The sequence below is a fragment of the Streptomyces sp. NPDC048057 genome (genome assembly GCF_040653095.1).
Taxonomy (GTDB): Bacteria; Actinomycetota; Actinomycetes; order Streptomycetales; family Streptomycetaceae; genus Streptomyces.
Genome location: NZ_JBEZNF010000009.1, coordinates 204,582 through 218,479 on the forward strand (window position 1 = coordinate 204,582; position 13,898 = coordinate 218,479).

11 protein-coding genes are annotated in these 13,898 nt (G+C 70.3%); 6 read left to right on the forward strand and 5 right to left on the reverse strand.

Going from position 1 to position 13,898, the window contains the following annotated elements; genetic code table 11:
• Positions 1-22 precede the first annotated feature (22 nt).
• The 5 genes from AB0E05_RS13020 (at position 23) to AB0E05_RS13040 (ending at position 7,158) form a co-directional block, all read left to right on the forward strand.
• Positions 23-1,174, forward strand: coding sequence for a Gfo/Idh/MocA family oxidoreductase (locus AB0E05_RS13020; protein WP_361962399.1), 1,152 nt, complete (start codon positions 23-25; stop codon positions 1,172-1,174).
• Entirely contained in the window at positions 1,171-2,391 is a 1,221-nt protein-coding gene (locus AB0E05_RS13025) for a dihydrodipicolinate synthase family protein (RefSeq protein WP_361962401.1), read from the forward strand. The genes AB0E05_RS13020 and AB0E05_RS13025 overlap by 4 nt, the downstream gene beginning before the upstream one ends.
• A 3-nt stretch (positions 2,392-2,394) precedes the next feature.
• Positions 2,395-3,261 carry a sugar phosphate isomerase/epimerase family protein gene (locus AB0E05_RS13030; RefSeq protein WP_361962403.1) on the forward strand — a complete coding sequence of 289 codons (867 nt, stop codon included), beginning with the start codon at positions 2,395-2,397 and terminating at the stop codon, positions 3,259-3,261.
• Between the two features lie 169 nt (positions 3,262-3,430).
• Complete coding sequence (locus AB0E05_RS13035) at positions 3,431-5,638, forward strand: ATP-dependent RecD-like DNA helicase (RefSeq protein WP_361962405.1); 2,208 nt, start codon at positions 3,431-3,433, stop codon at positions 5,636-5,638.
• Positions 5,639-5,868: 230 nt separating this feature from the next.
• Complete coding sequence (locus AB0E05_RS13040) at positions 5,869-7,158, forward strand: citrate synthase (RefSeq protein WP_361962407.1); 1,290 nt, start codon at positions 5,869-5,871, stop codon at positions 7,156-7,158.
• A 760-nt stretch (positions 7,159-7,918) separates the two neighbouring features.
• Here AB0E05_RS13040 and AB0E05_RS13045 read toward each other — a convergent pair.
• Together AB0E05_RS13045 and AB0E05_RS13050 are read right to left on the reverse strand one after the other, a co-directional pair.
• On the reverse strand, positions 7,919-8,233 hold the full coding sequence (locus AB0E05_RS13045) for a cation transporter (RefSeq protein ID WP_361962409.1): 315 nt from the start codon (positions 8,231-8,233) through the stop codon (positions 7,919-7,921).
• A gap of 99 nt (positions 8,234-8,332) precedes the next feature.
• Complete coding sequence (locus AB0E05_RS13050; protein WP_361962411.1) at positions 8,333-9,076, reverse strand: TetR/AcrR family transcriptional regulator; 744 nt, start codon at positions 9,074-9,076, stop codon at positions 8,333-8,335.
• Positions 9,077-9,244: 168 nt separating this feature from the next.
• Between AB0E05_RS13050 and AB0E05_RS13055 the strand changes: the two genes are divergently transcribed.
• Entirely contained in the window at positions 9,245-11,560 is a 2,316-nt protein-coding gene (locus AB0E05_RS13055; protein ID WP_361962413.1) for an MMPL family transporter, read from the forward strand.
• A gap of 168 nt (positions 11,561-11,728) precedes the next feature.
• Here the strand turns inward: AB0E05_RS13055 and AB0E05_RS13060 are convergent, their stop codons facing one another.
• The 3 genes from AB0E05_RS13060 to AB0E05_RS13070 form a co-directional block, all read right to left on the reverse strand.
• Positions 11,729-12,301, reverse strand: a complete 573-nt coding sequence (locus AB0E05_RS13060) for a GNAT family protein (protein WP_361962415.1) — start codon at positions 12,299-12,301, stop codon at positions 11,729-11,731.
• A gap of 159 nt (positions 12,302-12,460) precedes the next feature.
• Entirely contained in the window at positions 12,461-12,655 is a 195-nt protein-coding gene (locus tag AB0E05_RS13065) for a MerR family transcriptional regulator (protein WP_361534541.1), read from the reverse strand.
• A 212-nt stretch (positions 12,656-12,867) separates the two neighbouring features.
• On the reverse strand, positions 12,868-13,791 hold the full coding sequence (locus AB0E05_RS13070) for a sugar phosphate isomerase/epimerase (RefSeq protein WP_361962418.1): 924 nt from the start codon (positions 13,789-13,791) through the stop codon (positions 12,868-12,870).
• Positions 13,792-13,898: the final 107 nt, after the last annotated feature.

Below are 13,898 nucleotides of genomic sequence, written 5' to 3' on the forward strand. Positions count from 1 at the left end.
CCGTCAGCTCGGAGGCAGTCTCGTGACACAACGGACCGTGCGGATCGCCGTGAACGGCGTCACGGGGCGGATGGGCTACCGGCAGCACCTCGTACGCTCGCTGCTCGCCCTGCGCGACCAGGGCGGCCTCGACCTGGGGGACGGCGAGGTCCTGCGGCCCGAGCCCGTCCTCGTCGGCCGGCGCGCCCCCGCGCTGCGCGCCATCGCCGAACGGCACGGCATCCCGCACTGGACCACCGACCTCGACGCCGTGCTCGCCGACGACGGCATCGAGGTCTACTTCGACGCCCAGGCAACCTCGGCCCGCGTCCCCGCACTGCGCCGCGCGATCGCCGCGGGCAAGCACGTCTACACGGAGAAGCCGACCGCCCCCGACCTCGCCAGCGCCCTGGAACTGGCCCGGCTCGCGGACGCCGCCGGCATCCGCCACGGAGTGGTCCAGGACAAGATCTTCCTGCCGGGGCTGCTGAAGCTGAAGCGCCTGGTCGACGGCGGCTTCTTCGGTGACGTCCTCTCCGTACGCGGGGAGTTCGGCTACTGGGTGTTCGAAGGCGACTGGCAGGAGGCCCAACGCCCGTCGTGGAACTACCGCAGTGAGGACGGCGGCGGGATCACCCTCGACATGTTCCCCCACTGGGCCTACGTCCTGGACCACCTCTTCGGCCGGGCCACCAGTGTCTACGCACACGCCACGACCCATGTGCCGCAGCGCTGGGACGAGCGCGGCAAGCCCTACCCGGCGACCGCCGACGACGCCGTGTACGCGGTCTTCCAACTCGCAGGCGGCGCCGTCGCCCAGATCAACTCGTCCTGGGCGGTGCGGGTGATGCGGGACGAACTGGTGGAGTTCCAAGTGGACGGCACGCACGGCTCCGCCGTCGCGGGTCTTCGCCGCTGCCGCGCCCAACACCGCTCGGCCACCCCCAAACCGGTCTGGAACCCCGACCTCCCCGCCGACGGGTCCTTCCGCGACCAGTGGCAGGAGATCCCGGACAACCAGGAGTACGAGAACGGTTTCAAGGCACAGTGGGAACTCTTCCTGCGCCACGTCGTCCGCGGCACCCCGTACCACTGGGACCTGCTGGCCGGCGCGCGCGGCGTACAACTGGCGGAGCTGGGACTGCTCTCCTCCACGGAGGGCCGGCGCGTCCAGGTCCCGGAGCTCGCGCTGTGACCCTCCGACTGCCACGCCCGGACGGCACGTTGCGCCCCTATGCACCACGGGCCGAACCCCTGCGACTCGCACCCCGGCCCCCCGCCCCCACCTCCCGCACCGTCTTCGCCGCGGCCCACGTCGTCGCCGACCCGTACGCCACCTCTCACCTCGGGACCGGGACCGGCCCGCCCGCCGGTGGCCCCGCCGGACCGTCCCGCCACGCGGTGGACTGGGACGCCACCCTCGCCTTCCGCCGTCATCTGTGGTCGTACGGGCTGGGCGTCGCCGAAGCCATGGACACCGCCCAACGGGGCGCGGGCCTGGACTGGCCGACCGCCGCCGAACTGATCCGCCGCTCCACCGCAGAGGCCCGGTCCGTCGGCGGAACCGTCGTCTGCGGAGTCGGTACGGACCAGCTCACCGGTCCGGCCGCGGCCCCGGTCCCGCTCCCCGCGATCCGCCACGCCTACGAGGAGCAACTGGCCCTCGTCGAGGGGACCGGCGCCCGGGCGGTCCTGATGGCCTCCCGCGCCCTCGCCGCCACCGCCGGCACCCCGGACGACTACCGGGACCTCTACGGGCACCTGCTGCGCCAGGCCGCCCGCCCGGTGGTCCTGCACTGGCTCGGGCCGATGTTCGATCCCGCGCTCGACGGCTACTGGGGCAGCGACGACCTGGACGCGGCCACCGACACCTTCCTCGGCGTCATCCACGACCACCCGGACAAGGTCGACGGCGTGAAGATCTCCCTCCTCGACGCCGGCCGGGAAGTGGCGCTCCGCCGACGGCTGCCACCCGGCGTGCGCTGCTACACGGGCGACGACTTCCACTATCCCGAGCTGATCGCCGGTGACGAACACGGCCACAGCGACGCCCTGCTCGGCATCTTCGACCCGCTCGGGCCGCTGGCCGCGGAAGCCGTACGGGCCCTGGACGCCGCCGGGACCGATGCCTTCCGCGCGCTGCTCGACCCCACCGTCGTCCTCGCCCGCCACCTCTTCGAACCGCCCACCCGCCACTACAAGACCGGGATCGTCCTGCTGGCCTGGCTCGCCGGCCACCAGAGCCACTTCTCGATGCTCGGCGGACTCCAGTCCGCCCGCTCGCTGCCGCACCTCGCGCGGGCCTACGAACTCGCCGACGGACTCGGCCTCTTCCCCGACCCGGAACTGGCCGAAGCCCGGATGGCGGCCCTCCTCGACGTGTACGGAGTCGACACCGCATACGGAGCCTGACCCATGACCGACACCCCGCCCCGCGGTAGGGGGGAGGCCCCGGCCGACCTGAGCCGCTTCAGCATCAACCAGATGACCGTGAAGCAACTGTCCCTCCCCGAACTCCTCGACGGCTGCGCCCGCCTCGGCATCCCCGGCGTCGGCCTGTGGCGGGCCCCGGTGCACGCGCACGGTCTGGCTGCCGCGGCGAAACTCCTCGACGACGCCGGTCTCGCCGTCACCAGCTTGTGCCGCGGCGGCTTCTTCACCGTCGCCGACCCGGCCGAGCGCGCCCGGGCCCTGGACGACAACCGGGCGGCCATCGACGAGGCCGCGACACTCGGCACGGACACCCTGGTCCTGGTCTCCGGAGGGCTGCCGACGGGCAGCAAGGACCTCACGGGCGCCAGGGAACGGATCGCCGATGCCCTGCATGAACTCACCTCCTACGCCTGCGAGCGCGGTGTGCGTCTCGCTCTGGAACCTCTCCATCCCATGTACGCGGCCGACCGCTGCGCGATCTCCACGCTCACGCAGGCGCTCGACATCGCCGAGCGCTTCCCGTCCCCCCAGGTCGGCGTGGTCGTGGACACCTACCACGTCTGGTGGGACGACACGGCAGCCGCCGCGGTCGGGCGGGCGGGGGCCGCCGACCGCATCCACGCCTTCCAACTGGCCGACTGGACGACGCCCTTGCCCGAGGGTGTCCTCACCGGCCGGGGCCAGCTCGGCGACGGCTGCATCGACCTGCGGCAGTGGCGGCGGAGGGTGGATGCCGCCGGCTACCGAGGGCCGATCGAGGTCGAGCTGTTCAACGACGAACTGTGGGCGCGAGACGGCGTGGACGTCCTGATCGAGACCGCCCGCCGCTTCGTGGAGCACGCCCTGTGACCACGCCCGTGATCACGACCCGTCTCGACCCGGGCTGCGATGGTTTCGAGCCCGTGTCCATCACGATAGGCACGAGAGCCGGACCACCCCCGAGTTATCCACAGGCGGGGGGTGACGGGGTTGTCCACAGGCCGCTCGGAGTGTCGGACCGTGGCGGTAGCGTCGTGGCATGTCCAATCTTTCGGTGGTCGAAGGGGTCCTTGAGCGGATCACCTACGCCAATGAGGAGAACGGATACACGGTCGCCCGCGTCGACACCGGCCGTGGCTCCGGCGATCTGCTCACGGTGGTCGGCTCGTTGCTCGGCGCGCAGCCGGGCGAGTCGCTGCGGATGGAAGGCCGCTGGGGCTCCCACCCGCAGTACGGCAAGCAGTTCACCGTGGAGAACTACTCGACGGTGCTGCCCGCCACGGTCCAGGGCATCCGCCGCTATCTCGGCTCGGGCCTGATCAAGGGCATCGGCCCGCGCATCGCCGAGCGGATCGTCGATCACTTCGGCATCGACACCCTCGACGTCATCGAGGACGAGCCCGCCCGTCTCATCGAGGTCCCCGGCCTTGGCCCCAAGCGCACCAAGCTCATCGGCGCGGCTTGGGAGGAGCAGAAGGCCATCAAGGAGGTCATGGTCTTCCTCCAGGGCGTCGGCGTCTCCACCTCCATCGCGGTCCGCATCTACAAGAAGTACGAGGACGCCTCGATCTCGGTGGTGAAGAACCAGCCGTACCGCCTCGCGGCGGACGTCTGGGGCATCGGGTTCCTCACCGCGGACAAGATCGCCCAGGCCGTGGGCATACCGCACGACAGCCCGGAGCGCGTCAAGGCCGGCCTCCAGTACGCGCTGTCGCAATCCACCGACCGGGGCCACTGCTTCCTGCCCGAGGAGCAGCTGATCGCCGATGCCGTGAAGCTGCTCCAGGTCGACACCGGCCTCGTGATCGACTGCCTCGCCGAGCTGGCGGCGGAAGAGGAGGGGGTCGTGCGCGAGCAGGTGCCGTCCCCCGAGGGCGGCGAGTCGGTCACCGCGGTGTACCTGGTCCCCTTCCACCGTGCCGAGCTGTCGCTGGCGGCCCAGGTGCAGCGGCTGCTGCGGGCCTCCGACGACCGGATGCCGGCCTTCCAGGACGTCGCTTGGGACAAGGCGCTGGCCTGGCTCGCGGACCGGACGGGCGCGAAGCTGGCGCCCGAGCAGGAGGCCGCCGTGCGCCTCGCGCTCACCAGCCGGGTGGCGGTGCTGACGGGCGGCCCGGGGTGCGGCAAGTCGTTCACCGTCCGATCGGTGGTGGAGCTGGCACGGGCCAAGAAGGCCAAGGTCGTGCTGGCCGCGCCCACCGGCCGGGCGGCCAAGCGGCTCTCCGAGCTCACCGGCGCCGAAGCGTCCACGGTGCATCGCCTCCTGGAGCTGAAGCCCGGCGGTGACGCGGCGTACGACCGGGACCGACCGCTGGACGCGGACCTGGTCGTGGTGGACGAGGCGTCCATGCTCGACCTGCTCCTCGCCAACAAGCTGGTCAAGGCCGTCGCCCCCGGAGCGCACCTGCTGCTGGTGGGCGACGTGGACCAGCTCCCCAGCGTCGGCGCCGGCGAAGTGCTGCGCGACCTGCTCGCCGACGGCGGCCCCGTGCCGAACGTCCGGCTGACCCAGATCTTCCGCCAGGCACAGCAGTCCGGCGTCGTCACCAACGCCCACCGGATCAATTCCGGCGTACCGCCCATCACCACGGGCCTGCCGGATTTCTTCCACTTCGTCGTCGAGGACACGGAAGAGGCGGGCAAGGTCACCGTCGATGTAGCTGCACGCAGAATTCCGGCCAAATTTGGCCTTGATCCGCGGCGGGATGTGCAGGTACTGGCCCCGATGCACCGGGGCCCCGCCGGTGCCGGCGTGCTCAACGGGCTGCTCCAGCAGGCCGTCACCCCCGCCCGCCCGGACCTGGCCGAGAAGCGCTTCGGCGGCCGGGTCTTCCGCGTCGGCGACAAGGTCACCCAGATCCGCAACAACTACGAGAAGGGCGAGAACGGCGTCTTCAACGGCACCGTCGGCGTGGTCACCTCCCTCCATCTGGAGGAACAGCGTCTGACGGTGCGCACCGACGAAGACGAGGAAGTGCCCTACGACTTCGACGAACTGGACGAATTGGCCCATGCGTACGCGGTGACCATCCACCGTTCACAGGGGAGTGAATACCCCGCCGTGGTGATCCCGGTCACCACGGGTGCGTGGATGATGCTCCAGCGCAACCTCCTGTACACCGCGGTGACCCGGGCGAAGAAGTTGGTGGTGCTCGTCGGGTCACGCCGTGCCATCGGGCAGGCCGTGCGCACGGTTTCCGCAGGCAGGCGCTTCACCGCGCTGGACCACCGGCTCGCCGGAGGCTGACCCGGGCCCCGGCTCGCCCGCCCGGGGGACCGCTCGCCCGGGTGGGGTGGGAAATGACACCCCGACTTCCGGAATCCGGGCGAACGGGGCAGGATGAGCAGGTTGGCGGCACTGAGTGCCGCCAACGGGCCCAATGGTCGACCCCGAGTGCACTCTCATGCGCCAAATGGGGGATGGTAGAGACAGTCAGGGCACCTCGAAGAAGAGGCACTACGTCGGTGAGGGATGACGTGAGCGACAACTCTGTAGTACTGCGGTACGCGGACGGTGAGTACACCTACCCGGTGGTCGAGAGCACCGTCGGTGACAAGGGCTTCGACATCGGGAAGCTCCGAGCTCAGACGGGTCTGGTGACCCTGGACAGCGGCTACGGCAACACGGCCGCCTACAAGTCCGCGATCACCTACCTCGACGGCGAGCAGGGCATCCTGCGCTACCGCGGCTACCCCATCGAGCAGCTGGCCGAGCGCTCCACCTTCCTTGAGGTGGCCTACCTGCTCATCAACGGGGAACTCCCGACCGTCGACGAGCTGGCCGCGTTCAAGAACGAGGTTACCCAGCACACCCTGCTGCACGAGGACGTCAAACGGTTCTTCGACGGCTTCCCGCGCGACGCCCACCCGATGGCGATGCTGTCCTCCGTGGTCAGCGCCCTGTCCACGTTCTACCAGGACAGCCACAACCCCTTCGACGAGAAGCAGCGCGACCTCTCCACGATCCGGCTGCTCGCCAAGCTGCCCACGATCGCGGCGTACGCGTACAAGAAGTCGATCGGCCACCCCTTCGTCTACCCGCGGAACGACCTCGGCTACGTCGAGAACTTCCTGCGCATGACCTTCTCGGTCCCCGCGCAGGAGTACGACCTCGACCCGGTCGTCGTCGCCGCGCTCGACAAGCTGCTGATCCTGCACGCGGACCACGAGCAGAACTGCTCCACGTCCACGGTCCGCCTGGTCGGCTCCTCGCAGGCGAACATGTTCGCCTCCATCTCCGCGGGCATCTCCGCGCTCTGGGGCCCGTTGCACGGCGGCGCCAACCAGTCGGTGCTGGAGATGCTGGAGGGCATCCAGCAGTCCGGCGGCGACGTCGACTCCTTCATCCGCAAGGTGAAGAACAAGGAAGACGGCGTGAAGCTCATGGGCTTCGGGCACCGCGTCTACAAGAACTTCGACCCCCGGGCGAAGATCATCAAGGCGGCGGCGCACGACGTCCTGTCGGCCCTCGGCAAGTCCGACGAGCTGCTGGACATCGCCCTCAAGCTGGAGGAGCACGCGCTCGCCGACGACTACTTCGTGGAGCGCAAGCTCTACCCGAACGTCGACTTCTACACCGGCCTGATCTACCGGGCCATGGGCTTCCCGACCGAGATGTTCACCGTGCTCTTCGCGCTCGGCCGGCTGCCCGGCTGGATCGCCCAGTGGCACGAGATGATCAAGGAGCCGGGTTCCCGCATCGGCCGTCCGCGGCAGATCTACACCGGCGAGGTCCTGCGCGACTTCGTCCCGGTGGAGGCCCGCTGACCGGCTGGCCGGTCGGAGCGCCCGCGAAGGGGCGCCTGAGCGAACGGAAGCGCCCCACCGCCGATCCCCCCACGGGTCGGCGAGTGGGGCGCTTCCCATATCCCCGGAGCGGATTCCCCCCACGGGATCCGGCCGGGCGTCTGCAACCGCAGTTGCTCACGCGGTCTGCCGGGGTACGTACGCACGGGAGGGCCGCTCAAAGCTCCCCGGGCACGTGCCCCGGCCAACGCTTGCCTGGGATGTCCCCCAAGACAACCCATGAACGTCCCCCAAGACGTTCTCGGCATCGTCCATTTAGACCCGCGAGGAGCCTCAATGGTTACCCCTCAATATCTGTGATCTAGGTCTCTTTGTGAAGGTCTTGTGCCTCGGGTGTAGCTGGGGGGCGTACCGCGGCCCCCTGTCGCCCCTGTGTACGGGTGCCTCGGGTTCGCGCTGACGGCATCGCTGATCATGGTGCTGAGCTGCGGCGATGCTTGCGTTGATGATCGCTCGTGGCGGCTTTCGGTGATCGTCGGGCGGCGGTGCGAAACCTCGCCGTGGGTGCCAGGTGAGAGACGGATCACGTATCCCCGTGTCCGGCATGTCGGACGGCCGGTCGGTCGGCCGGGTGGCGGAGCGCATTGCGGAGCGTTCTGCGGGACGGTTTCGGGATGCGGCGGGGCCGTACGGGGGCGGCGATGGCTGCCTCCGTACGGCCCTGGCGGTCCTGCGCGTGGTGCTGGTGGTGCTGGTGGTGCTGGTGAGGCGGTGGCGGGGCTCAGGCCGTGCCGGCCAGCTCGTAGCCCGCCTCGTCCACGGCGGCGCGCACGGCCTCCTCGTCGAGGGTGGCCTCGGAGACCACGGTGACCAAGCCGGTCGCCGCGACGGCCGACACCGAGGTCACGCCGGCGATGGCGGAGACCTCGCTGGAGATCGCGCCCTCGCAGTGGCCGCAGGTCATGCCGTTGACCTTGTAGACGGTCGTCACCGCGCCCTCGGTCGCGGTCTCCTTCGCGCCCGTGCCGCAGGAGCTGCCGCCGCAGCAGCTGGAGGCGGAGGTCTCGACGATCTCGATGTCGGACTGAGCGGTCATGTCGTTCTCCTCGTAGGGCGTGGGCAGCATTCGTGGCATACCGGGCGATACGGGGGTCTTGGCGACTCCCGTGCTCGCGATGCTCACCATACTATACCCCTAGGGGGTATGAAAGGAGGTGCAGGCCCCCGTGTGCTCCTCCGGGAAGAGCGGCTCCAGGTAGCGGAACATCACGCGCTTGATCTCCGTCGCGTACGCCTCGCGCTCCGCCCCCTCGTGCGTGAGGACGAGTTCGAGGCCCCCCTTGAAGATGGAGAAGGTGGTGTTCGCGATGAGGGTGAGCTGCGCGGGCGGGGCATCCGGCAGGTAGCTGCTGATGATGCCTTCCAGACGGGTCAGCAGGCTCGCGTGGATCGCCTCGAACTCCTGGGTGATCTGGCCGGGGGCGTCCGGGCCGTGGATCAGCACCGCGAAGGCCGGGTTCTCGTAGTTGAACTCGAAGAGCGGGTCGAGCACGGCGTCCAGCACCTGGTCGAACGGGAGGTTGAGGCTGGTCGCGTCGAGCGCCGCGCCGTGGGACCGGTGCCAGTCGTCGAGCAGTCGGCCGCCGAGCTCGATGGCGATGGCTTCCTTGTTCGGGAAGAACTGGTACAGGGTGCCGGGTGAAACGCCCGCCTCGCGGGCGATGGCGTTGGTGCTGGCGCTGGTGTAGCCGGAGGTGCAGAAGACCTTGGCCGCGGCTTCCAGGAGCTGGGCGATGCGGCGCTCTCCCCGGGCCTGTCGGCGGCGCGGCTTGGCGGACGTGCTGAGTGCATCGGGTGCGTCGGGCGTGGGCGTCCCGGCGGCTCCCGTGGGCGCGGCAGGTTCCGGGCCCGACGACTCCCGCCTTCTCGGCTCTGGCACTGATATCCCCAGCTTTCCGATGCAGTTGACAAACGCGAGCGCTCGCTCGCATTCTGGTTCTCACGCTAATGCGAGCGATTGCTCGTGTTTCCGTTCCTTGGTGACGATCGCCCCGTGCGCACGCCCTTTCCGCGCGTGCACGGGCCACGGTGAAGGGGACACCGCACGATGTCCGAAGTCAACCGCTCGTCGGCGACGCGGAGCCCGCGTCCCGAGCCGGAGAAGCCCGCGCTCGGTCGATGGACCCGCCTCGTCACCGCGCGACCGCGCTTGGCGCTGCTCGCCGCCCTCGTGGTCACGGTGCTCGCCGTGTTCGCCGGCAGCGGCGTCGCGGACCGCATGGGCAGCGGCGGATGGGAGGACCCCGGCGCCGAGTCCACCTACGCCACCGAGGCGCTGGAGCGGGAGTTCCCCGACTCCCAGCCCAATCTCCTCCTTCTCGTCGACGCCGGCCGGCAGAGCGTGGACAGCGAGGCCGTGGCCGCCGCAGGCCGGCAGCTCACCGAGCGCCTGGCCGCCCAGGACGACGTCACGGGCGTGGGGTCGTACTGGCAGAGCCCGTCACCCGCGCTGCGCTCCGAGGACGGGCACGAGGCGCTGATCGTCGCCCGGATCCTGGGTGACGAGAAGGCCGCGGCCCAGACGATGGAGCGGCTCGGGGGCACCTTCCGCGGCGAGCACGGCCCGGTCGAGGTCTCGATCGGCGGCCCCGTCGCCGTGGGTCACGAGATGACCACGACCATCCAGGACGACCTGGTGCGGGCCGAGCTGATCGCCCTGCCGATCACCCTGCTGCTGTTGATCCTGGTCTTCGGCAGCGTGATCGCGGCGCTGCTGCCCCTGGGCGTCGGTATCGTCGCCATCCTGGGGACGAACGCGGTGTTGCGGGGCATCACCGAGTTCGCCGACGTCTCCGTCTTCGCACAGAACCTCACCACGGCGCTCGGCCTCGGCCTCGCCATCGACTACGCCCTGTTCATCGTGCGCCGCTTCCGGGAAGAGCTGGCCACGGGGGCCGAGGTGAAGGACGCGGTCGGCACCACCCTGCGCACCGCCGGGCGCACGGTCCTGTTCTCGGCCCTGACGGTCGCGGTCTCCCTCGCCGCCATGCTCGTCTTCCCGCAGTACTTCCTGCGCTCCTTCGCCTACGCGGGCATCGCCGTGGTCGCCCTGGCGGCCGTGGCGGCCCTCGTGCTGCTCCCCGCCGCCCTGATGCTGCTGGGCCACCGGATCAATTCGCTCGACCTGCGCGCGGCGTTCATGCGCCGGCGCGGGCGCGCCGAGCGGCCCGCGGACGAGGCTTCCCCGGTGGCTCGGGGCGGCTGGACGCGGCTGGCCGTCCTGGTGATGCGCCGCGCCCCGCTCTTCGCCTTCACCACGGTCTCCGCCCTGGTCCTGCTGGGGCTGCCCTTCCTGGGCGTGAAGTTCGGTACGCCGGACGATCGCCAGTTGCCGTCGTCCGCCGAGTCGCACGTGGTGCAGCAGCACATCAGGGACGGATTCCCCGGCAGCCCGGACGGCGGCATCGAGATCTACGCCGACGCCTCCGCCTCCGCAGTCCCGACCGGTGGCGGCGCGAGCGCCGAGCAGTACGCCGCGTACCGGGACCGGGTCGCCGCGCTCCCCGGAGTGCTGCGGGTGGACGGCCCGATCACCTCCGGCAGCGCCGCGTACTTCACCGTCCAGCCCAAGGGCGAGGCGGTGGGGGAGGGGGCCCAGAGCCTGGTGCACGAGATCCGTGACATCCCCGCCCCGTTCGAGGCCTCCGTGACGGGCCGTGCGGCTGTCCTGGAGGACTCCAAGGCGGCCATCGCGGGCGGGCTGCCGCTCGCCCTCGGGTTCATCGTCGTGGTGACACTGCTCCTGGTCTTCCTGCTCACCGGCAGCGTGCTGATCCCGCTCCAGGCGGTCCTGCTCAACGGCCTCAGCCTCACGGCCATGTTCGGCGCCGTGGTCTGGGTCTTCCAGGACGGCAATCTGTCGGGGCTGCTCGGCTTCACGCCGACCGGGGACATCGAGACGAATCTGCCCGTGCTGATGTTCTGCGTCGCCTTCGGCCTCTCCATGGACTACGGCGTCTTCCTGCTCTCCCGCATCAAGGAGGAGTACGACCGTACGCAGGACCACGAGCACGCCATCCGGTTCGGGCTCCAGCGCACCGGAGGGCTGATCACCGCAGCCGCGCTGATCCTCGCCGTGGTGATGATCGCCATCGGCACCTCCCGGGTCACCAGCACCAAGATGCTGGGCCTGGGACTCGCGGTGGCGGTGTTGATGGACGCGATGGTGGTCCGGGGGCTGTTGGTGCCGGCGGTGATGAAGCTCACCGGGGCGCGCACGTGGTGGGCGCCGGCGCCGCTGCGGAGGTTCCACGAGCGCTTCGGGCTCAGTGAAGGGGAGATACCGACCACCCCGCCCGTCGAGGCGGGGACCGGGGCCGCCGAAGCCACTGCCGACCCTGCTCGGGGCACAGTTCGGACCTGAGCCCCTCCCCGGCCCGCGGACCCCGGGCTCCCCAGGTCCGGGGTCCGGGGAGCGGCGGACGGAGCGGCAGCCAGCGCCAGTGCCTGTGCCGGCCCTGTTCCGGTACGAGTACGGGCAACGGCAACGGCAACGGCAACGGCAACGACAACGGCGCTGGCGCCAGGAAGGTCAGGCGTCGGCCCTGGAGGCCCACTCGCTGGCCAGCATCGACATCGCGGTGGCGTCCACCCACTTGCCTCGATGGTGCAGCACCTCGCGCTCGGTCCCCTCGGCGACGAAGCCGACCTTCTCGTAGACGCGGCGGGCACGGGGGTTGAAGTCGTAGACGCTCAGCGCGATCCGGTGGAGGCCGACGTGGGTGAAGCCGTGGCCGACGATCAGTTGGGTGGCCTCGGTGCCGAGGCCGCGGTCGCGGCCCTTAGGGCCGATCAGGGTGCGGAAGCGGCAGTTCTGGTTGGTCGGGTCCCACTCGTGGAGGACGACCTCGCCGACGACCTCGCCGTTCGCACGGTTTATGACCGCGAGGTCGAGGCGGTCGGTCTGGTCGTTGCGGGTGGTGTACCAGGAGCGCAGGGCGGCGTCCGCCGTCTCGTCGTCCTCGGGGGCTCCGGTGAAGTGGAGGACGTCGGGGTCGGCCAGGATCTCGATCATCGCGGGGACGTCGGCCTCGGTGAAGGGACGCAGGGTGACCCGTTCCCCGTGGAGGGTCGGTTTGAGGGAGAAACCGGAGGTGGCGTTCATGGGCGCATTGTCGAAAGCGGAGGAAGCGTTCGGCAATCCAATATGCCGCGCGGGGCGCTGCCGGCCCCGGGGTGTGCCACGGGCGCGGGGCGCGGCCGGGGGCGGATACGCGGGATCCCGCACCCCTGGTCGAAGTGCGGGACCCAGGACGACGCACGGTCAGCGGCGACCCCTGTTGCCCGGACGGTTGGCCACCCAGGCACGGATGGTGTCGGCGTACCAGTAGGGCTTGCCGGCCTCGACGAGGTCGGGGGGTGGCAGATGTCCGTGCTTGCGATAGGAGCGGACGGTGTCCGGTTGGACCCGGATGTGAGCGGCGATCTCCTTGTACGACCAGAGCCTTCTGTCCGACATCTGAGGGCACCTCCTTGTGTGGCCGCAGTCACGGTTGGGGGACCGAGAGGGACCTGCGGCGGAAACGCCTGGCGATCACTGAGCCTGGCGCCTGGAGCCCGCCGAAGAGGAGGGGAAGGGCGGTGATGTTGATCAGCTGTGACGGAAGACCCGCGTAATCGGGACATGTGTGATGAGCATCTGAGAACCTTGCCAGACAAGGCACTTGGGCATCAGGTCCCGCAAGAGCGCAGGAATTGCCGGGTCCTTCGGGCGATCGGTAGGGGTTTGTCCGGCGGGCAGGGGTACATGTCCTGCTCGACGATGGCGAACAGGTCCACGTCGAGCGCCTGGGCCGCGGCCAGGACCGGCTCCAGGGCGGGCACCCCGGCGGGCGGCTCGCACATCACGCCGCGCGCCACCGCGGGGCCGAAGGGCAGGCCCTCCGCGACGACTCCAGCCAGCACCGCGGGGTCGACCTGCTTGAGGTGGAGGTAGCCGAGTCGTTCGCCGTACGTCTCGATCAGCTTGACGCTGTCGCCGCCGCAGTAGGCGTAGTGCCCGGTGTCCAGACAGAGCGAGACCAGTTCGGGGTCGGTGCCGTCGAGGAACCGGGCGACGTTCTCCTCGCCGTCGATGTGGGTGTCCGCGTGCGGGTGGACCACGATCCGCAGGCCGTACCGCTCGCGCACCTCGCGGCCCAGCCGTTCCGTCTGGCCGATCAGGTCCCGCCACTGCGCGGCGGTCAGGGTGCTGTCCTCCAGGACCTTCCCCGTCTTGTCGTCGCGCCAGAAGGCCGGGATCACGACGAGGTGGCGGGCGCCCAGGTCCCGGGTGAGCGCGGCGATGGCCGAGACGTGCTCCCAGGTCCGGTCCCAGACCGCGGGGCCGTGGTGCAGCCCGGTGAAGACCGTGCCCGCGGAGACCTTCAGCCCGCGGCGCCCGGTCTCCGCGCCGAGCACGGCGGGATCGGTGGGCAGATAGCCGTACGGACCGAGCTCGATCCACTCGTAACCCGCGTCGGTGACCTCGTCCAGGAAGCGTCGCCAGGGGACCTGCCGGGGGTCGTCGGGGAACCACACCCCCCAGGAGTCGGGGGCCGAGCCGACCCGGATCCGGCTGAGGGGATCGGCGGGGGACGGGACGCGGGGCTTCATGCCGTCGAGCTTTCCGGCCGCTTCGGAAGGGTGTCAAGCCTTCGTCCGAATGTCAGGACAAAATGTTGACAGGGTTCGGGAAAGCCAATAGACCTGGTGGGAGCCCC

Bases quoted from the DNA above. Each gene is read 5' to 3' on its own strand.
- AB0E05_RS13030 (WP_361962403.1), top strand. From the start codon at position 2,395: ATGACCGACACCCCGCCCCGCGGTAGGGGGGAGGCCCCGGCCGACCTG.
- AB0E05_RS13035 (WP_361962405.1), top strand. From the start codon at position 3,431: ATGTCCAATCTTTCGGTGGTCGAAGGGGTCCTTGAGCGGATCACCTAC.
- AB0E05_RS13045 (WP_361962409.1), bottom strand. From the start codon at position 8,233: ATGACCGCTCAGTCCGACATCGAGATCGTCGAGACCTCCGCCTCCAGC.
- AB0E05_RS13055 (WP_361962413.1), top strand. From the start codon at position 9,245: ATGTCCGAAGTCAACCGCTCGTCGGCGACGCGGAGCCCGCGTCCCGAG.
- AB0E05_RS13060 (WP_361962415.1), bottom strand. From the start codon at position 12,301: ATGAACGCCACCTCCGGTTTCTCCCTCAAACCGACCCTCCACGGGGAA.
- AB0E05_RS13065 (WP_361534541.1), bottom strand. From the start codon at position 12,655: ATGTCGGACAGAAGGCTCTGGTCGTACAAGGAGATCGCCGCTCACATC.
- AB0E05_RS13070 (WP_361962418.1), bottom strand. From the start codon at position 13,791: ATGAAGCCCCGCGTCCCGTCCCCCGCCGATCCCCTCAGCCGGATCCGG.